Origin of the sequence: Prevotella sp. KH2C16 (assembly GCF_900113305.1) — a bacterium.
Classification (GTDB): domain Bacteria; phylum Bacteroidota; class Bacteroidia; order Bacteroidales; family Bacteroidaceae; genus Prevotella.
Genome location: NZ_FOOW01000009.1, coordinates 21,114 through 40,859, shown reverse-complemented (window position 1 = coordinate 40,859; position 19,746 = coordinate 21,114). Strand labels below are relative to the sequence as shown.

At 52.5% G+C, this 19,746-nt stretch carries 17 protein-coding genes; 14 read left to right on the top strand and 3 right to left on the bottom strand.

The window, feature by feature from the left end:
* Positions 1-16: 16 nt before the first annotated feature.
* From BM114_RS07785 to BM114_RS07760, 6 genes are all read left to right on the top strand, one after another.
* Positions 17-1,681 carry a RagB/SusD family nutrient uptake outer membrane protein gene (locus BM114_RS07785; protein WP_092112146.1) on the top strand — a complete coding sequence of 555 codons (1,665 nt, stop codon included), beginning with the start codon at positions 17-19 and terminating at the stop codon, positions 1,679-1,681.
* Positions 1,682-1,690: 9 nt separating this feature from the next.
* Entirely contained in the window at positions 1,691-2,434 is a 744-nt protein-coding gene (locus BM114_RS07780) for a hypothetical protein (RefSeq protein WP_143089287.1), read from the top strand.
* A gap of 21 nt (positions 2,435-2,455) precedes the next feature.
* Entirely contained in the window at positions 2,456-3,856 is a 1,401-nt protein-coding gene (locus BM114_RS07775) for an aryl-sulfate sulfotransferase (RefSeq protein ID WP_092112142.1), read from the top strand.
* A 342-nt stretch (positions 3,857-4,198) separates the two neighbouring features.
* Positions 4,199-5,626, top strand: a complete 1,428-nt coding sequence (locus BM114_RS07770) for a rhamnulokinase (RefSeq protein ID WP_092112140.1) — start codon at positions 4,199-4,201, stop codon at positions 5,624-5,626.
* Positions 5,627-5,634: 8 nt separating this feature from the next.
* Positions 5,635-6,888 (top strand): L-rhamnose isomerase, encoded by a 1,254-nt coding sequence (locus tag BM114_RS07765; RefSeq protein ID WP_092112139.1) that lies wholly within the window; start codon positions 5,635-5,637, stop codon positions 6,886-6,888.
* Between the two features lie 27 nt (positions 6,889-6,915).
* Positions 6,916-7,578, top strand: coding sequence for a hypothetical protein (locus tag BM114_RS07760; RefSeq protein WP_092112137.1), 663 nt, complete (start codon positions 6,916-6,918; stop codon positions 7,576-7,578).
* 179 nt (positions 7,579-7,757) lie between these two features.
* Here BM114_RS07760 and rhaD read toward each other — a convergent pair whose 3' ends face one another.
* On the bottom strand, positions 7,758-8,567 hold the full coding sequence (rhaD, locus tag BM114_RS07755) for a rhamnulose-1-phosphate aldolase (protein ID WP_092112256.1): 810 nt from the start codon (positions 8,565-8,567) through the stop codon (positions 7,758-7,760).
* Between the two features lie 175 nt (positions 8,568-8,742).
* Between rhaD and BM114_RS07750 the strand changes: the two genes are divergently transcribed.
* From BM114_RS07750 to BM114_RS07740, 3 genes are all read left to right on the top strand, one after another.
* Entirely contained in the window at positions 8,743-9,570 is an 828-nt protein-coding gene (locus BM114_RS07750; RefSeq protein ID WP_092112135.1) for an alpha/beta hydrolase, read from the top strand.
* 5 nt (positions 9,571-9,575) lie between these two features.
* Positions 9,576-10,013, top strand: a complete 438-nt coding sequence (locus BM114_RS07745; RefSeq protein ID WP_092112133.1) for a Fur family transcriptional regulator — start codon at positions 9,576-9,578, stop codon at positions 10,011-10,013.
* A 100-nt stretch (positions 10,014-10,113) separates the two neighbouring features.
* The gene (locus BM114_RS07740; RefSeq protein ID WP_369808411.1) at positions 10,114-10,725 is read left to right on the top strand and encodes a response regulator transcription factor; all 612 of its coding nucleotides are present in this window, start codon (positions 10,114-10,116) and stop codon (positions 10,723-10,725) included.
* A 125-nt stretch (positions 10,726-10,850) separates the two neighbouring features.
* Here BM114_RS07740 and BM114_RS07735 read toward each other — a convergent pair whose 3' ends face one another.
* The gene (locus BM114_RS07735) at positions 10,851-11,933 is read right to left on the bottom strand and encodes a TlpA family protein disulfide reductase (RefSeq protein ID WP_092112129.1); all 1,083 of its coding nucleotides are present in this window, start codon (positions 11,931-11,933) and stop codon (positions 10,851-10,853) included.
* Positions 11,934-12,079: 146 nt separating this feature from the next.
* Here BM114_RS07735 and BM114_RS07730 point away from each other — a divergent pair, with 146 nt between their 5' ends.
* Positions 12,080-12,769, top strand: coding sequence for a queuosine precursor transporter (locus tag BM114_RS07730; protein WP_092112127.1), 690 nt, complete (start codon positions 12,080-12,082; stop codon positions 12,767-12,769).
* Between the two features lie 2 nt (positions 12,770-12,771).
* Entirely contained in the window at positions 12,772-13,233 is a 462-nt protein-coding gene (gene queF / locus BM114_RS07725; RefSeq protein ID WP_092112124.1) for a preQ(1) synthase, read from the top strand.
* A 255-nt stretch (positions 13,234-13,488) separates the two neighbouring features.
* On the opposite strand, the gene BM114_RS07720 is transcribed toward queF, so the two are convergent.
* Complete coding sequence (locus BM114_RS07720) at positions 13,489-14,340, bottom strand: lipocalin-like domain-containing protein (RefSeq protein WP_092112123.1); 852 nt, start codon at positions 14,338-14,340, stop codon at positions 13,489-13,491.
* 133 nt (positions 14,341-14,473) lie between these two features.
* On the opposite strand from BM114_RS07720, the gene BM114_RS07715 reads away from it, so the two are divergent.
* The 3 genes from BM114_RS07715 to BM114_RS07705 all read left to right on the top strand — a co-directional run bounded on the left by BM114_RS07715 (position 14,474) and on the right by BM114_RS07705 (position 19,698).
* Positions 14,474-16,252, top strand: coding sequence for a biotin/lipoyl-binding protein (locus tag BM114_RS07715; protein ID WP_092112121.1), 1,779 nt, complete (start codon positions 14,474-14,476; stop codon positions 16,250-16,252).
* A 7-nt stretch (positions 16,253-16,259) separates the two neighbouring features.
* The gene (locus tag BM114_RS07710; RefSeq protein WP_092112119.1) at positions 16,260-16,796 is read left to right on the top strand and encodes an HDIG domain-containing metalloprotein; all 537 of its coding nucleotides are present in this window, start codon (positions 16,260-16,262) and stop codon (positions 16,794-16,796) included.
* Positions 16,797-16,860: 64 nt separating this feature from the next.
* The gene (locus BM114_RS07705) at positions 16,861-19,698 is read left to right on the top strand and encodes a putative LPS assembly protein LptD (RefSeq protein WP_092112117.1); all 2,838 of its coding nucleotides are present in this window, start codon (positions 16,861-16,863) and stop codon (positions 19,696-19,698) included.
* Positions 19,699-19,746 lie beyond the last annotated feature (48 nt).

The following is a 19,746-nucleotide window of genomic DNA, read 5'->3' as shown; positions in this document are numbered from 1 at the left end:
CTAAATCATTAAGATAATGAAAACCAAACATATTCTTTTCTCGTTGTTGCTGATGATGGTAGGACTGACTGCCTGCAACGACAAACTCGAGGAGACCGTTTACTCAAACCTTACCGACGAGACAGCCTTCACCACAGGGGAGAATGCTCAGGCCGCGGTAAACAGCATGTACTCTCCGCTGCATCTTATTTATCGCACTCCGATGTTCTATATCAATGACATGTCTACCGACGACTGTTATAACAACGGATGGGTATTCGAGGTGATGAATGATGAGGGAATCTCTACACGCGACGAACTGGTAACGGCATGGGATGGTTTCTATCGGATAGCCTCTCGTGCCAACATCGTGCTTGACAATGTTTCCGAGATGTATGACGGCGTGTTCGGTGAGGAATATTCCAAGACCCAGATGATAGCAGAGGCTCACTTCATGCGCGCCTTTGCTTACTATAACCTGACGGATATTTTCTATCAGGTGCCACTTGTAACTTCAAGTAAGGTGAATGTCTCCGATCGTCTTCCTTATGATGATATCGATGTCATCGAGGAACGCATAGAGGCCGACCTGAAGGCGGCAGTCAATGATTTGCCCAGATACTATGCAAGCAATTCGGAGGCGGGACGCCCCACCTACGGTGCAGCCTGCGGCATGCTCTGTCGTCTTTATATGCGCGAGGCCGGGCGTTGTCGGCAGAACGGCAATGAGGAGGTGGCTCAACAGAAGTGGGCTCTTGCCCTTGAGCAGGCCGACAAGGTGCTGGCTCTCGAGGGCTCCGTATACAATTTGCAGTCAAAGGTATGGAATGTGTTCGACCCTTCAAGTGATGCTACCATCTATAATGACGAGCTCATCTTTGCTGTGCGGGCCAGCGGTACAATCACTTCCGGGTCTTGGGATTTGGGGTTGATGTTCACCGACTGGGAGTATGATATGGGCTGGAACCTCTTCCAGCTGCCGCTTGAGATGGTCTGGCAGTTTGACAGGGCCGACCAGCGCTTCACACAGCTGATGGTTACGGAGTATCAGGATGTCTATAAGCCACAGGAAACATACTTTACCATGCCACCGTCAATAGACAAAACCGGAACGATGAGTCGTAATCAGGTGATTGGCGGGCACACCTACATTACGGTGAATGAGAACAACTATGCTTTCACCCAGAAATACAAGTTCCTCAATACATGGAAGTATATCTATGATACTCCGAACAACATGCCGGTTCTGCGACTGGCTGACATCATCCTTTGCAAGGCAGAGATACTCAATGAAATCAACGGCCCGTCGCAGGAATCAATCACGCTGATTAATAGAATCCGCAAGCGTGCTTTCGGCAACACTTCGCATAATTTGAATCTTGCAGACTATCCGACAAAGGACGCGTTGCGTAGTGCTATCTGCGATGAGCGCCTTTATGAGCTGAACAACGAGTGTGTCCGCCGTCCCGACCTCATTCGCATGGGTCTTTGGAAAGACCGGATGGACAAGTATATCGCCGGCATCAAAACCAAGATCGAGTGGAAAGAGAGAAACGAGGGCAAGACCCCGGGTTTCTACAAGGAGCAATATGCCCCTTATCCCACAGACCTGAAAGCCAACGATATCCGTCGCTATATGCCTATTCCGAAGCGTGAGACCGATAATAATGCAAACCTCCTTGAGGCTCGTCCGTTCAAATAATGCGTCCGTATGAAAAGAATTGGCATTGATTTATTTAAGGTGCTTTGTATATCCATCCTCCTTTGTTCTGCCTTCCCTGTGTGGGCAGACAAGGGGGATGACCCAAAAGTTAGGGTAGACAAAGACGGAACCATTCATCAGCGCTGGAATTTCGACACCATCAAGGGCTGGGTATACGAGCATCAGGACACGGCATCCGTGTCGCAGTGTAGTCTGGCAGGAGGCAACCTTATTATATTTACGCGCGCCTTCACTACCGATCGGCAGAAGATGCACACCTACGACACTCATTATACTGCCGGCAAATACTTCTGGCGCACATTCATCAGCGAGATTGCCGAAGGCGAACGCTCCAGCATCGGTTCGTGGATTTACTGTGATGACCATCACGAGCTCGACTTTGAAGTAGGCCCGGGAACAGCCGAGGTACGACAGAAATATGGCATCAAGAAAGGGGAAATGGCAGCCTGCATGACCTCGCAGGACTTTCCTTTCATCTCAGAGTACACGGGTATTACGCCTGGGTGGCATGATTTCTCGATAGAACTGATTGATAACGGCGGAAAGTATCTTGCCAAGTGGAGCATCGACGGCGAGGTGAAGCAGACCGTACAACTGCAGTTTGGCCGGGAAATAGCTTTCCGCATCTGCTGCAGCGTGGAGAATCTTAACTTCATAGGCGACAAAATGGCTGAGAACAGCAACTATGGAATGTGGGATTATGTTACCTTTGATGGATTTATTAAAAAATAACTAAACGCTAAAAGCAAGGAAATGAAGAAGTGTAGATACAGTTTAATTTTCCTGTTTGGAATCTTGTTCCTCCTGTTGTCGTGCAGTAAAGACGATGGTGGTATCGTCATCAGGCACATCACGGCTCGCACGGAGACCGGCAATGTGTTGCGCATCCCGATATCGGTTTCGTTCAGCGAAGACTGTTCCTTCAGCATTACCTATTGGGAACAAGGGCACAAGGAGAAGGCCGTTACCACGCCCGACATCCATACAAGCGGTGCGCAGGGCGAGGTTACGCTGAATTTTCTGAAAGGTGCGACGGATTATTATTTCCAGGTCCATGTCATCGAGGGTCCTTCCTCGAAGGAATACTCCTTCACCACGCAGGAGGTGCCAATAGATGTCCCAACTTACTCTCTTTCTACCGACAATCTCGGCGGCCGGCTCGACGGCTATGTACTTCAGTGGGAAGCCAGTGTTCCCGGATACATCACTTTCTGCGACATGCAGGGCAATGTGGTGTGGTACGAGAAATTTCCCGATGCAATCCGCACAGCCGTATACGACCCTGCCAGCCGCTCGATTCTGCTTATGACGGGATTCATGGATGAGGGGAACTACTATAGGCTCTGTTCCCGCATCGTCAGGATAGATCTTGACGGCAACATCCTACTCAACTGGACACCGTCAGACCGCACGGTCCGTTATCCTCATCACGACTTCAAGGTTATGCCCGATGGAAATCTGATTTTTGTCAATAACTCCGTGCGCGAGTTTGACCTGCGGTCAATCGGCGGAACGGCTGCCCATAAGGTATGGGGCGACGGCTTTACCATTATTTCAACCGACGGAGTCGTTCAGAGGAAATGGGATTGCTTTGACACGCTCGATCCTATTGCGGCCAATGAATATATCAATACGGTGAAGATGGCCGATGATTTTATCCATGCCAATTCCGTCAACTGGGATAGCAATGGCGATCTCTATATGACCTTCAACCGCCTCAGCGAACTGTGGAAGATAGACAAGTCTACGGGCAAGGTCATCTATCGCGTGGGGCCGCATGGAAATGTAAGCCTTGCGGAGGCCGACATGGCGAGCGGCCTCCACTGTGCCGAGCCGCTCTCTCCCGACCGCATTCTCTGTTTCGATAACGGAAAGACCAGCGGCCATTCGCGAGCGATTATCTATCAGGTAGACCCCACCGCCATGACGGCCAAGGCCACCTTAAGTGTCCGGCTGCCGCAAGAATTAAGTTCCAGCGACCGCAGCAATGTCCAGTTCTTAGAAGACAAGCAGCTCCTTTTCTTCGGGTCTACCCAGGGAAGGGCCAGCATCGTGTGCGATCTGAGCGGCAATATCTTGTGGACTCTCAAGCGTGTAGGCATCTCCTATCGGTCGTATTATTACCCCCGAACGATATTCGGAGCCGGTATCTGACGGCAGAGAGTTGTCCTGCCCCTATAGATATTTGCGGCCGCTACATCCCTTCCAGGTGCATGTAACGGCCGTAATTGCGTTTTCTCTTTTTCCGCGTGCTGGCATTCAGCGGCATCAGGCAGTATGGTTTCTATGTTTTCGTTTGACAAAATCGGCGATTTTGTCCCACATTCTCGCCGATTTTGTCGAACAATCTCGCCGATTTTGTCAGGAAGAAAGCGGTGAAAAGGTTGCGCAAATTTTATCCGGATGAAGGATAAATATTCTCTCCTAAATTTCGGTTTCTTGATTTTTATCTTTATATTTGCAAGATATATACCATTTTAGATAAACATAGTGCACATGAAATACTTTTTTGCGGTGGACCTGGGAGCCACAAGCGGGCGGACGATTATCGGCCGACTGACCGAGGACAAGGTGGAACTGGAAGAGCTGACACGCTTTGACAACCCAATCATCGAGGTCGGCGGCTTCTGCTATTGGGATCTCTTTGCCCTCTATCATGAGATTATAAAAGGGCTAAAAAAGGTGAAGGAGCAGAAGATAGAGATACAGAGCATCGGCATTGACACCTGGGGCGTCGACTTTGTCTGCATCGGCCAGGACGGACAGGTGCTGCGCAATCCCCTCTCTTATCGCGACCTCCACACGGTCGATATGATGGAAAAGTACTTCGCGAAGGTGATGCCAAGGGAGGAGGTATACCGCCGCACGGGCATCCAGTTCATGAACTTCAATTCCCTTTTTCAGCTCTATTCCATGCGCCAATTGCATAATTCTGCCTTTGAGCATGCGGCCGGCTTCCTCTTCATGCCCGATGCCCTGGTCTATCTGTTGACGGGAAAGAGAATCTGCGAATATACCATTGCGTCAACCTCGGAGATGCTGAATCCAGTAACCAAAGACCTCGACGAAGATATCCTGAAGAGCATCGGGCTGAGCCGAGAGCGGTTCGGCGAAATGACAAATCCCGCCACCGTGGCGGGCACCCTTAGTCCCGAGGTGCAGAAACTGACGGGACTGGGAGCCGTACCCGTCATTGCCGTGGCGGGACATGACACCGCGAGTGCCGTGGCAGCCGTGCCCGCCAAGGACAGGCACTTTGCCTATCTGAGCTCCGGCACATGGAGCCTGATGGGAATAGAGAGCCCGAAGGCCATCATCAACGACCGCAGTTACGAGCTGAACTTCACCAACGAGGGGGGAATCGAGGGTACTACGCGATTCCTGAAGAATATCTGCGGCATGTGGATCTATGAGCGTTGCCGGCGGGAATGGCCGGAAGTGCGCGACAAGGGACACAAGGAACTTCAGCAGGAAGCCATGGCGCTAAGCGAAAACCACAGCTTCATCAATCCCGACGACCCGTGCTTTGCCAATCCCGACTCCATGGTCGATGCTATCCAAACCTATTGCCGAGAGCATGGGAGCCCCGTTCCGGAGGGGCCTGCCGCCATCTGCCGCTGCATCTTCGATTCCTTGGCACGGCGTTATGGCGAGATATTCGGCTATCTGAAGGAGTTTGCCTCCTTTGAAATCAATACCCTGCACATCATAGGGGGTGGTTCCAAGAACGACTATCTCAACCAACTCACGGCCAACGCATGCGGCGTTACCGTCATGGCCGGCCCTCAGGAAGGCACAGCACTGGGAAACATCATGCTCCAGGCAAAGGCCGCAGGCGATGTCAGGGATGTGTGGGCGATGCGCAGAATCATAGCTGATTCCGTGGAAATGAAGAGATTTGAACCTAAGAACAACTTTAAATAATTAAAATCATGACAACAGAACAGATTGAGAAAAACTATGCCGTAGCCAAGGAGCGCTACGCAGAACTGGGAATAGATACCGACAAGGCTATAGAGACTCTGGGCAAGACCCCGATATCCCTGCATTGCTGGCAGGCCGACGATGTAGTGGGCTTTGAGCGCAACGAAGCCCTCAGCGGCGGCATTCAGACGACGGGCAACTATCCCGGGCGGGCTCGCAACTTGGAAGAGGTGCGCCAGGATCTCGAGAAAGTGCAGGGGCTGCTTGCCGGGACATTCCGTGTCAACCTGCACGAGACCTATGGCGACTTCGGCGGAAAGTTCGTAGACCGCGACGAAGTGGAGCCCAAGCATTTCGAGGGATGGATGCAATGGGCCAAGGAGCATGGCTTCAAGCTCGACTTCAACTCAACTTCTTTCTCTCATCCGAAGAGCGGCTATCTCTCGCTTGCCAACCCCGACAAGGCCGTCAGGGACTTCTGGATTGAGCATACGAAGCGTTGCCGTCGCATCGCCGACGCCATGGGCAAGTATCAGGGAGACCCTTGTATCATGAATATATGGGTGCACGACGGTCTGAAGGACTACACCGTGGAGCGCTATCGCTATCGCCAGATTCTGAAGGAGAGCCTCGACGAGATTCTGGCCGAGCAGCTTCCAGACATGAAGACCTGTTTGGAAGCCAAGCTCTTCGGCATCGGCATGGAGGCTTACACCGTGGGTTCGCATGACTTCTACGCAGGCTATTGCTCGAAGAACAATGTCATCTATACCCTTGATACGGGGCACTATGAGCCGACGGAGAATGTGGCCGACATGGTTTCAAGCCTGCTCCTCTATGTGCCGGAGCTGATGCTGCATGTGAGCCGCCCGATGCATTGGGACTCTGACCATGTTACCCTGTTCGACGACAAGACCCGCGACCTCTTCTCGGAGCTCGTGCGTGCAGGTGCTCTCGACCGTGCCCACATCGGTCTCGACTATTTCGATGCGTCCATCAACCGTATCGGGGCTTATATCATCGGGGTTCGTGCTGCCCAGAAGAGCTTGTTGCAGGCATTGCTGGAACCGCTCAACACCCTGTGCAAATATGAGGATGGGGGCTGCTGGTTTGAGCGCCTGGCTCTCCTCGAGGAGCTGAAGACCCTGCCGTTCGGTGCCGTCTTCGACTACTACAACCTGAAGAACGGAGCCCCCGTAGGTGAGGCCTATATTGCCGAGGTTGACCAGTATGAGAAGGAGGTGCTGTCAAAGCGCGGATAAAAAAGACTGGGAATTCGGATTGCAAGCATGAAGTTCCTTAAGGTTTTGACCGTCCTATTGCTGGCTGTGGGCGTGGCTGTGCTTATCTGGGCACACTCTATTCCCTTCAGTCAGAATGCGGACGGCTCCACTTATGGGCTTCACAGTCGGGTGGAAGATGTCGGCATGGGCGTGTGTGCCTTGGCTATCGGACTACTCTTGAGCCTTATCGTATTCAAATATAAGAAGTGGAAGCGGTTGGGGGAGATAGAGGCGGGCAGCGTGCTGACCGTGTTTATCATGGCCAATCTGGCAGATATAGTGTTCCTTGTTGGCACCTTCCTGTATTATTCCTACAGGGGGATGCGGGGCGATTATCCGCCGGCTGCCGACTCGATAGGGATTCCCATTCTCGGACAATCGTCCGGAATACTCCTTTTCCTGATTCCAATGAACATCTTCCTGATTGCCTCAACCTTGAAGATGAATACCCGGCTGCCGGGGCTGATGTTTCAGAAGACGATTAGGAACACCGCGGCCCTTGTGGCTTGGAAGGTAGTCCTGCATGCCTTGATACTGCTGGCATTGCTCTTTCTCACGCTCTCTGTTATGGACGGGGATATGCTGTCGGTGATCTCGATGCTGATGTTTCTCTATGTCCTGCTGTCTGTGAGGGCGGGGAAAGTGAACTATTATAATTCCAAATCATAAAAGGAAAGAGAAAGGCCTCCATTGAAAATTATCTTCAGTGGAGGTCTTCTTTCTTGATACTTATTCTATATAAAGAGGAAAGGAGCTTGGCCTCTTGCCCTTTCTTGATGCTCAAGCTGTTTCTCGGTCTTCTTCCGAACCGTCTCTGTAGTTTCCGTTGCTTTTCCTTTTCTGTATGCTTATTTGGGAAGATGGAATACTTCCGAGAGTTCTTTCATCTGTTCCTCGGTCATTCCGTCCGGTTCAAAGCCCATGCACTTGGCGTCGAGATAGATCTTTGCACTCTTTGAGAGCACATCGATCTGATCGAAGGCATCCATCACATCAAGGCCTTTTGCAAAGACTCCGTGCTTCTCCCAGAGTACCACATCATACTCTTCAAGTTCCTTCAGCGTGGCTTTGGCAAGTTCCACGGAACCCGGAAGGGCGTAAGGTGCTATGCCGAGCCCTAAGGGACAGAAGGCTATGGTCTCGGGAATCATGCTCCATAGAATCTTGGTCAGCACATCCTTGCCCATGAAGGCCTTGTTGTGGCTCATGGCAATCAGTTCTATCGGATGGGTGTGAACGGTGGCCTTATAGTTGCTTCCCTTCTCTATGAGGCGGTTGTGCACGGCGAGATGGGAGGGTAATTCCGATGTGGGCTGCACGGGATTGTCGGCAATGATGACATAGCTGGCACAGTCGTCGAGGATTCGTATCACCGAACCGTTCTCCATCGGGCGGCGGGCGAGGTCGCGCATGCGCTTCCCCGTGCCCTTGCAATAGAAGTATTTGCCCTTCAGGTGAGGCAGTATCTCGCCGATGGCCTTTACCTCTGAGATGGCCGGTAGAGACCGGGTTTCGTCGTCGATAAGCTCTGTGATGTTCACGGTAATGTTTCCTCCGTTGCGTTCAGCCCACCCGTTCTGCCACAGGTAGCCGGCTACTTCGGCAATCTGGCCCACTTCCTTTTCTAAAGCTGGGCGTCCTTCAAGAATACTTTTCATGTATCGAATATTTAGATATTTGATCTTGTGCGCCGCCACATATTATTATATGGCGGATACGCTGCTACAAAGGTAATGATTTTTTTAGAATAAGAGGAAAAAAGGGGCAAAGTTTTTGTATCTGGGAAAATAATCGTACTTTTGTATAATAGAAACTTATTTTACATAGATACACATGAAAAAATCACTTCTTTTGGTACTGTCCATCGCATTGTCTGTCTCTTCTTTTGCCGGCAAAGTGGATACCGTACTGGTGCATAGCGATGTTATGAACAAGGATATAAAGGCCATTGTGGTTACACCTACGCCGTCGCGCAAGGCACGGAATGTGCATTATCCGGTTGTCTACCTGCTTCATGGGGCTTCGGCTAACTGCAAGTATTACCTTGAGAAGGTGAAGCCGACGCTCCCGGAGATTGCCGACAGGCTGGGCTTTATCTTCGTTACGCCCGATGCCTTGAACTCCTGGTATTTCGACAGCCCCGTCCGCAAGAACTATAAATACGAGACTTTCATGAGCTCTGAACTGGTAAGCTACATCGATTCTGCCTATAACACCATTCCGGAGAAGAAGGGCCGTGCCATTACAGGGCTGAGCATGGGAGGACACGGAGCCCTCTATCTGGCCTTCCGACATAAGGAGGTCTACGGTGCATGCGGCAGCATGAGCGGCGGGGTAGACATCCGTCCGTTTCCCCGGAACTGGGAACTGCCTTATGATTTGGGAGAGTATGCTTCGCACAAGAAGAACTGGGACGCGAACACCGTCGTCAATCAGATCGACAGAATAGAGGATGGAGACCTCTCTATCATCATCGACTGCGGTGAGGGCGACTTCTTCCTGGAGGTGAATAAGTCGCTCCACGAGCGTCTGCTGGGGCGTAAGATAAGCCACGACTTTACCACTCGTCCAGGTGAGCACAACTCTGCCTATTGGGAAAACTCTCTGGATTACCAACTGCTGTTCTTCAAAAAGTATTTCGAAAGGAACGGAATTAAGTAGTTGCCATGGAAGACAAACACATCATAGACCTTCTCGAGGAGCACGGCATCAAGCCTACGGCCAACCGTATCGTCATCGCAAGTGCCCTTGCGGCAGGTAAGACGCCGCTCTCGCTGAAGGAATTGGAGTATTCGATATTGTCTATCGACAAGTCGAATATATCCCGCACCCTGGCACTTTTCCGCAAGCACCGTCTCGTGCATGACATCGAGGACGGCGGGGGCTGTGTGAAATACGAGCTTTGCATGAGTCATGCCGAGGATGACGATGAGGACATGCATGTGCATTTCTATTGTGAAAGTTGCCATAAGACCTTCTGCCTCTGGGATACGCCCATCCCCGAGGTGTCCGTTCCGGCGGGGTTCGTGCGCAAGAGCGTGAACTATGTGCTGAAGGGGCTTTGCGATGACTGCGCCCGTAAAAAGGCATTACGGAGACAATAAGGCATTGTGCAGACTCCTTCGGGCGAAGAGAGCCTGGAGTTGATTTTCCCGGAAACCTTTCTTTTTCTCGTGATTATTTTCTATCTTTGCACCAATGGAAATGAGAAAACCTGACATGCAGATGTGTCCGCGTCTGGCTGTAGTGCATCCGGATGTGCTTGCCGCTATCGGCATGAAGTCGCTGTTGCAGAATGTGCTGCCGATGATGGAGGTTGTTACTTTCGGCTCCTTTATCGAGTTGGAGAGCAATCATCCGGAGACTTTCATGCATTACTTCGTGAGCATGAGCATCGTTTTGAATAACCGGGCTTTCTTCCTCGACAACCGGCGGAAGACGATTGTGCTCACCACTTCCACGGAACCCAATGCCCAGCTGTCTGATTTCCATTGCCTCTGTACGGCCGTCAACGAGAAGGTTTTCGTCCAGCAGCTGCTCCAGCTGGAGCAGAGTGCCCATGCGCACGGTGCCCATTTCCCGCATCCACACGGTATGCGGAAGAAGCGTTTGAGCGACCGGGAGATAGAAGTGCTGGCCTGTCTGGTGAAAGGCAAGACCAACAAGGAGATTGCCGAGGAGCTTTGCATCGGTCTCACCACGGTAATTTCCCACCGTAAGAACATCCAGGAGAAGCTGGGTGTGAAGAGCGTGAGTGCTCTCACGATATTTGCCGTTACCCATGGCTATGTCGACTTGAACGATATGGTGAAGTGATTCCTCCTCCCTGCTTCTGCCAATTTTCTTCCTATAGGCGGCCGCCTTATCTGCCGCAGACAAAAAGGCGCACCCGGCAATGCCGGATGCGCCTTGATATGTGATTTCTTCTTGCGAGAAGTCTTCTATTCTCCGTAAAGCTCTTTCAGCTTGGACAGAAGGCCTTCGCCACGCAAGTCGCTGGCGATAATCTTGCCGTTGGGGTCTACGAGGATATTCGCGGGGATAGCATTCACTCCGTAAACTTCGTGGGCAGCGCATCCCCAGCCCTTGAGGTCGCTCATCTGCGGCCACTCCATGCCAAGCTCCTCGACAGCTTTTTTCCAACTGTCGGCCTTGCTATCGAAGGAAACCCCTATTACTTCAAAGCCCTTGCTCTTGTGGTATTTGTTGTAGGCAGCCACCACATTGGGCATTTCCTGTCGGCAGGGACCGCACCACGAGGCCCAGAAATCCACGAGGGCATAGTGCCCCTTGCCGACCCACTGGCTTAGCTTGACGGTTTTCCCGTCCATGTTCTGCATGGTGAGGTCGGTGAACTGAAGACCGCTGCGGCGCTTGGCCATGGCATCGCGCATGGCGATGAGGTTCTTCACGATGGGATGGGAATAATAGGCAGCCTTGCTATCAAGCATTTCATCCAGTTGCTCGAAGTTGAAGTTGTTTCCGTAGAGGCCAAAGTAGAAGGCCGGAGTTGCGTCGGCCTTGTGAGCCTTGCCATAGGTCAGCACCTGCTCTACCTGGCTCCTTGAGAGGGTCTCAGCTTCTTCTATGATGGCTTTCTGGCGGGCCTGGCCTGTCTCAGACGGGTCTTTTGACACTTCTTCCCATTCTTTTACGAGAGCCTGTATTTTCTCTTCTGTCTTGCGGAGGGCTTTCTGCAAGTCGTTGAATTGTATGTTTTCGTCAGATCCTGTCAGCACATGCTCTTTTAAGTTGATGCTGACTGGCATGTGGTCGGTCATCACGGTCATGTCTTCTTTTCCTGCCACAATGGTGAAGAAGGTGTTAATCGGCGCGGTTCCCATTAGCTGGAACTTCCCATCCTTGGCCTCCTGATCGTTTCCACTGCGGAAGTTTCCGTTTTGATAAACCGTTACTTTGGTTACTGTGTCTGGCACTATACCTGAGATGGTATAGTTTACCTCCTGTGCCTGTGCCGTCAGCAATACGATGGCAAGCAGTACGGTTGAAAGTAGTCTTTTCATTTTTTCAATTCTTCTTAATGATGGTTTTCCCGACAAAATTAATGTTTTTATTTGAAAGGAAGCATGAATATCGATTATTTTGCTTATCTTTGCAAAAATTTTGGATAATAGGGGTGCTTGGTAACCCCCTCTAACAAAACAAGGATATGGAAAATAAAAAACAGAGCGTGAGTGTGCTGTTTATGCTTTTCAGCATACTCTTCTGCGTTTGCCTGATAGCGGCAAATGTATTGGAGACAAAGCAGATTGCAGTAGGTAGTATCAGTCTTACGGGCGGCTTGATAGTCTTTCCGGTGAGTTACATCATCAACGACTGTGTGTGCGAGGTATGGGGATACCGCAAGGCACGGTTGCTGATATGGACGGGGTTTGCCATGAACTTCTTCTTCGTGTCCCTGGGCGCGTTGTGCGATTGGATTCCTGGAGCCTCGTATTGGACCAACGATGCCGGATTTCATGCCATTTTCGGACTGGCTCCCCGCATTGCGGCGGCCTCTTTCATAGCGTTCCTCGCAGGTTCGTTTGCTAATGCCTTCGTGATGAGTAAGATGAAGATAGCCTCGAAAGGCAGGAACTTCTCGCTGCGTGCCATCCTTTCCACGGTGGCCGGCGAGGGACTGGACTCCATTATTTTCTTCCCTCTGGCCTTGTCGGGCGTGGTTCCGGCCGAGGAACTGCCCGTGCTGATGTTCTGGCAGGTGATTCTCAAGACGGCCTATGAGATTGTGGTGTTGCCTTTTACCATCCGCATAGTAAAAGCCTTGAAGCATCATGAGGGTGAGGATGCCTATGACGAGGGCATCAGCTATAATGTATTGCGGATTTTCAATTTATAGGCATGGAACGAAAAGATGAAGGCCTGAGGCAGTTAGGGTCGAGGACGAAGTACAGTATGGACTATGCTCCCGAGGTGCTCGAGAGCTTCCAGAACAAGCATCCGGAGCAAGACTACTGGGTGCAGTTTAATTGCCCCGAGTTCACTTCCCTCTGTCCGATCACGGGGCAGCCCGACTTTGCCGAGATTCGCATTATGTATATCCCCGGCGAGCGCATGGTGGAGAGCAAGAGCCTGAAGCTCTACCTCTTCAGTTTCCGCAACCACGGCGACTTCCATGAGGACTGTGTGAACATCATCATGCATGATTTGATCCGGCTCATGGATCCAAAATATATCGAGGTAACGGGCCTGTTCACGCCTCGCGGGGGCATCAGCATCTATCCCTATGCCAACTACGGGCGGAAAGGCACGAAGTATGAACGGCTGGCCGAACAGCGATTCGCAACCCATCAGCCGGCATAATGCCGGGTTCCGGGGAGTTGCCGTCATGACAGGAGGCCGTTGCCGGTGATGTTACAAGCGGCGTGTAACCCGATTACACACCGCTTGTAATACGATTACACGCCGTTTGTAACACGATTACACGCCGCTTGTAATCCTGCAGCTTGCCGCAGGTGCTCATCCTGCAAGATGGGGAAAGAACAATAAAGGGGCGTTTCCAGCCCCTTTATTCATGCCTGCCGGGCCGGTGTGAAGGGCGGCGGCAATTCGTCTCTATTATTTCACGGCCTCTTTCTTGGCCTTTTCCGAGAGTCTGGCGGCGATAGTCCTTGCCTTCTTGTTTACTTCGTCGAGGCTGTTCTTGCGGTAGTAGCTGCGGGAAATGCCTTCGCTGCTCAATACCAGTGAGTCGCCCATGAGATAGTCGATGTCGCAGGTGTCCTGCCGTTCATTCTTGATGGTTATGGCCGATTGCCCGTTCTCGTCCTTTCCCATGACGGGAACTCCGCTGATGGTGATGAGCTTCCCGTTCCAGATGCGCCATCCCGTGAAGTAGCTCAGGGGAGGATAGACGACGGGGCTCTCGTCTTCAAAGGAGTTCTGGGTGCCTACATAGCCCAGGCTCTGACACACCCACTGGCGCTTCAGGTAGAAGCCGTATTCGCGGGGAATCATATAAGTCTTCTTGACGGAGTCCGGCATGGCGGCTATGGCGTGTGCCTGGGCCGACCGGCTCATGGTGTCCGCGTCCTTCAACTTGGGCATAACCACATAGCACCAGATGCCTTTCAGGTCGTCGAGGTCGACGGCGAAATCGGCAATCCGGCTGTTATCAGCATTGGGCACGATGCCAATCCAGTCGCCTATCTTCATTTTTCCCTGCACCTTATGGTTGCGCCTGGCCTGCACGCAGTTATAGCGTATGGGATCGCTGCCGTCTTCTGGGAGCAGCACGATGACCGAGTCGCTGCATCCCTCACAGGCCAGGCCGTAGACGGTGCGGTCGCCCTTCATTCGTTCCGGCAGGTTGTTTGCCGTCGTCGGGGTCGGCTCGGCCTTCTTGCTGCTGCAGGCAGCGAGGGCGAAAACGGCCAGTAGTGCCGTGATGGCGGATAGTTTGAAGTTCATACTGATGGTTTATTTCCCTGCAAAGATAGTTATAATTTATAAAAAAAGCATTCTGAGCGGTGATATTTGAGTTTTTTTAGTTATTTTTGCAGCTTGAAAGAGATGATATTCAGAATAAATAAAAGCAAAAGATATGAAAAAGAAAATTCAGTTTAGTCTCCTCTATAGAGACATGTGGCAGAGCTCTGGTAAGTTCCAGCCACGAAAGGATCAGCTGGAGCGCATTGCCCCCGTCATTATCGAAATGGGCTGTTTCGCCCGTGTAGAGACCAATGGCGGAGCCTTCGAGCAGGTGAACCTGCTGGCCGGCGAGAATCCCAACGATGCCGTGCGGGCGTTCTGCAAGCCGTTCAACGAGGTGGGCATCAAGACCCACATGCTCGACCGCGGCCTGAATGCGCTGCGTATGTATCCCGTGCCCGACGATGTTCGTCAGCTCATGTACAAGGTGAAGCATGCCCAGGGAACTGACATCACCCGCATCTTCGACGGCCTGAACGACATCCGCAACATAGCTCCGTCCATCCAATGGGCGAAGGAGGCCGGCATGACTCCGCAGGGAGCACTCTGCATTACGACATCGCCGGTACATACGCTGGAATACTACAGCCGTCTCGCCGACGAGGAGATTGCCGCCGGCGCGGAGGAAATCTGCCTGAAGGACATGGCCGGCATCGGTCAGCCGGCGTTCCTCGGCCAGCTCACGAAGATGATCAAGACCAATCATCCCGACATCCTCATCGAGTATCACGGTCATTCCGGCCCCGGCCTCTCGATGGCTTCCATGCTCGAAGTATGCGAGAACGGAGCCGACATCATCGACACCGCCATCGAGCCCTTGTCGTGGGGCAAGGTGCATCCGGATGTCATCTCTGTGCAGAGCATGCTCAAGCACGCCGGATTCGAGGTGCCTGAAATAAACATGGATGCCTACATGGAGGCTCGTGCCCTTACCCAGGAGTTCATTGACGACTGGCTTGGATACTTCATCAACCCGCAGAACAAGTTCATGAGTTCCTTGCTCCTGGGCTGCGGTCTGCCCGGCGGAATGATGGGATCGATGATGGCCGACCTCGGCGGAATCCAAAGCGTAATCAACAATCTGAAGAAAAAGAAGGGTGAGCCGGAGCTTACCACCGACGATATGCTTGTCAAACTGTTCGACGAAGTGGCGTATGTGTGGCCCCGGGTAGGCTATCCTCCACTCGTAACTCCTTTCAGTCAGTATGTCAAGAACATAGCACTCTTCAACCTCCTGACGCTTGAGCAGGGCAAGGGGCGCTATGTCATGATGGACGATTCCGTATGGGGCATGATTCTCGGCAAGTCGGGTAAGGTGCCCGGCGAGCTGGCTCCTGAGATCGTGGAGCTTGCCAAAGCCCAGGGTCGCGAGTTCACCGATGCCGATCCTCACACGCTGATACCTAATGCCCTCGATGATTTCCGCAAGGAGATGGATGACAACGGATGGGACTACGGGCAGGACGACGAGGAGCTCTTCGAGCTTGCCATGCACCCAGAACAGTATCGCAACTATAAGAGCGGACAGGCAAAGAAGAACTTCCTGGCCGACCTGCAGAAGGCTAAGGACGCCAAGCTGGGAGCTCAGGTGAGCCTGGAGGAGGCAGCGGCATTCAAGCATGCCAAGGCCGATGCTATCGTGGCTCCGGTGAAAGGGCAGCTGTTCTGGGAATTCCAGGGCGACGCAGAAGCTGCTCCTGCCGTGGAGCCTTTCATAGGGAAAGCCTACAAGGAGGGCGATGCGTTCTGCTTTATCCAGGCTCCCTGGGGTGAATTCGTCGAGGTTCCGGCAGCCCTTGGCGGCAAACTCGTGGAGATTAACGCCAAGCAGGGTAGCAAAGTGAACAAGGGCGAGGTGATTGCCTATATCGAAAGAGAGCATAAGGATTAACCGGTAAATGGATTTTCAGGCGATAATAGACAAGTATTATCCTGAGAATAATGCGCTAAGGCATATCCTCATCACACATAGTCAATCTGTGGCGCATAAGGCGTCGCAGATTGTTTTGTCTCATCCGGAACTGCAATTGGACGCCCGTTTTGTGGAAGAAGCCGCCATGCTGCATGACATCGGGATATTCCTCTGCGACGCCCCGGCCATAGAATGCTTCGGTACGGAGCCTTATATTCGTCATGGCAGGCTGGGTGCCGAGTTATTGCGAGCCGAGGGTTATCCGGCACATGCCAGGGTCTGCGAGCGTCATACGGGAGCAGGACTCTCCCGGGAAGACATCGTTCGTCAGGACCTTCCGCTTCCGCACGAGGACTTCCTCCCGCAGACGATGGCCGAGAAGGTAATCTGCTATGCCGACAAGTTCTATTCCAAGACTCGTCTCGACGAGGAGAAGAGCGTCGCACAGGCAGAGCGCAGCCTCGCAAAGTTCGGAGAAGCAGGTCTCGAGAGGTTTCGCAAGTGGGAGAAATTGTTTGAGTAATAAGTTAAAATTGCGTAAACGGCGGGCTGTTCAGTATAAATTCTTTATCTTTGCAAGATAATTTATGAGAAGGAAAACGCTCATCGCACTCATGTTATTCGCCTTCATTTTTATGATGGCGAATGACAATATGCCTCTCTTCAAGAAGAAAAAGAGAGCTGTGCAGAGTGATTCCATTTCCCAGAAAGACACTACTCGGCGCGATACTGGCAAACTTGCGGCCGTGATCGACACCACGAAGATGGACTCCATTCAGCGTGCCGTCTACCGCCACAACAAGGCTGTCGACGACTCGATACACCTCGACTCGCTCAATCGGAAGAAGAAAAACGGCATCGATGCGCCGGTTACTTACTCTGGGGAAGACTCTCTTGTCTATCATGCCAAGAGCAAGGTGGCTTATATCTATGGCTCCTCGAAGGTGGAATACGAGAACATGGACCTCGCGAGCGACAAGATTCAGATGAGCCTCGACAGCAGTCTGGTCAGGGCTATAGGTACTGCCGACTCCACGGAGAAGAAAGGCGTCAGGGGACGGCCGCTGTTCAAGATGGGTGGAAGTGAGTATGAGAGTGATACCATCGCCTTCAATTTCAAGACCAAGAAGGGATTTATCAACAATGTATATACCCAGCAGGAGGACGGTTTCCTTACCAGCGAGATTTCCAAGAGAGACTCTTCGGGCGTGATTTACCTGAAGCACGGCCGCTATACCACCTGCGACGAGGAGCACCCCGACTTCTATATCGCCCTCTCGCGGGCCAAGGTTCGCCCAGGCAAAGATGTGGTTTTCGGCCCGGCCTACCTCGTGGTAGCCGATGTGCCCCTGCCTCTTGCCATTCCCTACGGCTTCTTCCCCTTCACCAAGAGCTATTCCTCGGGATTCATCATGCCGAGCTATGGCGACGAGCAAGACCGTGGATTCTATCTCCGAGACGGTGGATATTACTTCGCGATGAACGACAATTGGGACCTGAAACTGCTGGGAGAGATCTACACGAAGGGCTCGTGGGGAGTGAGCGTGGCATCCAATTACCGCAAGCGCTATAAGTACAACGGCAGCTTTCTGGCGAGTTTCCAGGATACCCGGACGGGCGACAAGGGGCTGCCTGACTACGCCCGGCAGACCAGTTTCAAGATTCAATGGAGCCACAGGCAGGACGCCAAGGCCAATCCTTTCAGCTCGCTGTCGGCCAGCGTGAACTTTGCTACGAGCAGTTACGAGCGCAATAACCTCACTTCACTTTACAATCCGCAGTCGCTCACGCAGAGTACGCGCACCTCGTCCGTCAGCTGGAGCACCACTTTCTCAAGCATCGGCATGTCGCTGAGTTCAACGGCCAACCTGAGCCAGAACATGCGCGACTCCTCCATTTCCATGACCCTGCCTGACCTCAACATCTCCATCAGCCGCTTCTACCCGTTCCGCAGGAAGCATGTGGCAGGCAACCAGCGATGGTATGAGAAGATTTCCATGAGCTACACGGGTCGCCTCTCCAACTCCATCAACACCAAGGAGGACCGACTGCTGAAAGCAAACCTCCTGAAGGAATGGCGCAACGGTATACAGCACAACATCCCCATCAGCGGCAACTTCACGCTGTTCAACTATATCAATGTGTCTCCCTCGTTCAATTTCACCGACCGTATGTATTCCCAGAAGGTAGACCGCTCCTGGGACGATGCCGCCCAGGAGGTGAAGAACGACACCACCTACGGCTTCCACAATGTGTATAACTGGAACCTCGCGCTCAGCGCAAGCACCAAGCTCTACGGCTTCTTCGTGCCCAGCAAGAAGATTTTCGGCGACAAGATCATGGCCATCCGCCATGTCATCACGCCCAGCGTCAGCTTCTCCTATGCGCCAGACTTCGGGTCGGCACGCTACGGCTACTATGACACTTACCAGAAGACGGATGCCAACGGCAATGTCTCGCTCGTGGAATACTCGCCTTACGAGGGCGCTCTCTACGGCGTCCCGGGCAAAGGAAGGACGGGAAACATCAGCTGGGACATCTCCAATAATCTTGAGATGAAGCTCAAGAGCGACCACGACAAGGATTCGCTCGGCTACAAGAAGATAAGCCTGATTGACGAACTGGGCTTCACAATGTCGTATAATGCGGCAGCCACCACCCACAAGTGGAGCGACCTCTCCGTGCGCCTACGACTGAAATGGTGGAAAAACTATACTTTCAACATGAACGCCGTGTTCGGCACCTATGCCTACGAACTGGATGAGAACGGCACACCTTACATCGGCAACCATACCCTCTGGGGCATGGGCAAGTTCGGCCGCTTCCAAGGTTTCTCGCAGAACATCTCGTTCACCCTCAATCCCGAAAAGCTCCGTAAGTGGTTCGGAGGTGGCAAGGACGATGATGAGGACTTGTGCGACAAGGACGACGAAGGCATAGATACCGATATTGAGAGCAACATCGACGACGACATGATTGAGGGACAGCGCGGCGCGCGCAAGAAAAGCGGAGGCGGAAAGGCCGAGACCGACGACGACGGCTACATGGTCTTCAACATGCCGTGGTCGCTTACCTTCGGATATGGAATCACCATGCGCGAGAATACCGACATCAAGAAGTTCAACTACGAGAAGATGCGCTACCCCTACAAGTTCTCCCAGACGCTGAATGTGAGCGGCAACCTGCGCATCAGCGATGGCTGGAACATCAGCTTCTCCAGCGGTTACGACTTCGAGAACCATGCCATGAGCATGACCACGGCCTCGTTGCAGCGCGACCTCCACTGCTTCAACATGAGCTGTCAGGTGGTGATAGCTCCTTATACCAGCTACAACTTCACCTTCCGCGCCAATGCCGCTACGCTCACCGATGCGCTGAAATACGACAAGCGCAGCGGCTACAGCAATGCCGTGCAGTGGTATTAGCCGGCAGGGAAAGCCCTTTGTCGCTTCCCTCCCGACCCTGCGCAGTTT

Coding starts and splice junctions, on each gene's coding strand:
- BM114_RS07785 (WP_092112146.1), top strand. CDS start 17: ATGAAAACCAAACATATTCTTTTCTCGTTGTTGCTGATGATGGTAGGA.
- BM114_RS07780 (WP_143089287.1), top strand. CDS start 1,691: ATGAAAAGAATTGGCATTGATTTATTTAAGGTGCTTTGTATATCCATC.
- BM114_RS07775 (WP_092112142.1), top strand. CDS start 2,456: ATGAAGAAGTGTAGATACAGTTTAATTTTCCTGTTTGGAATCTTGTTC.
- BM114_RS07770 (WP_092112140.1), top strand. CDS start 4,199: ATGAAATACTTTTTTGCGGTGGACCTGGGAGCCACAAGCGGGCGGACG.
- BM114_RS07765 (WP_092112139.1), top strand. CDS start 5,635: ATGACAACAGAACAGATTGAGAAAAACTATGCCGTAGCCAAGGAGCGC.
- BM114_RS07760 (WP_092112137.1), top strand. CDS start 6,916: ATGAAGTTCCTTAAGGTTTTGACCGTCCTATTGCTGGCTGTGGGCGTG.
- rhaD (WP_092112256.1), bottom strand. CDS start 8,567: ATGAAAAGTATTCTTGAAGGACGCCCAGCTTTAGAAAAGGAAGTGGGC.
- BM114_RS07750 (WP_092112135.1), top strand. CDS start 8,743: ATGAAAAAATCACTTCTTTTGGTACTGTCCATCGCATTGTCTGTCTCT.
- BM114_RS07745 (WP_092112133.1), top strand. CDS start 9,576: ATGGAAGACAAACACATCATAGACCTTCTCGAGGAGCACGGCATCAAG.
- BM114_RS07740 (WP_369808411.1), top strand. CDS start 10,114: ATGAGAAAACCTGACATGCAGATGTGTCCGCGTCTGGCTGTAGTGCAT.
- BM114_RS07735 (WP_092112129.1), bottom strand. CDS start 11,933: ATGAAAAGACTACTTTCAACCGTACTGCTTGCCATCGTATTGCTGACG.
- BM114_RS07730 (WP_092112127.1), top strand. CDS start 12,080: ATGGAAAATAAAAAACAGAGCGTGAGTGTGCTGTTTATGCTTTTCAGC.
- queF (WP_092112124.1), top strand. CDS start 12,772: ATGGAACGAAAAGATGAAGGCCTGAGGCAGTTAGGGTCGAGGACGAAG.
- BM114_RS07720 (WP_092112123.1), bottom strand. CDS start 14,340: ATGAACTTCAAACTATCCGCCATCACGGCACTACTGGCCGTTTTCGCC.
- BM114_RS07715 (WP_092112121.1), top strand. CDS start 14,474: ATGAAAAAGAAAATTCAGTTTAGTCTCCTCTATAGAGACATGTGGCAG.
- BM114_RS07710 (WP_092112119.1), top strand. CDS start 16,260: ATGGATTTTCAGGCGATAATAGACAAGTATTATCCTGAGAATAATGCG.
- BM114_RS07705 (WP_092112117.1), top strand. CDS start 16,861: ATGAGAAGGAAAACGCTCATCGCACTCATGTTATTCGCCTTCATTTTT.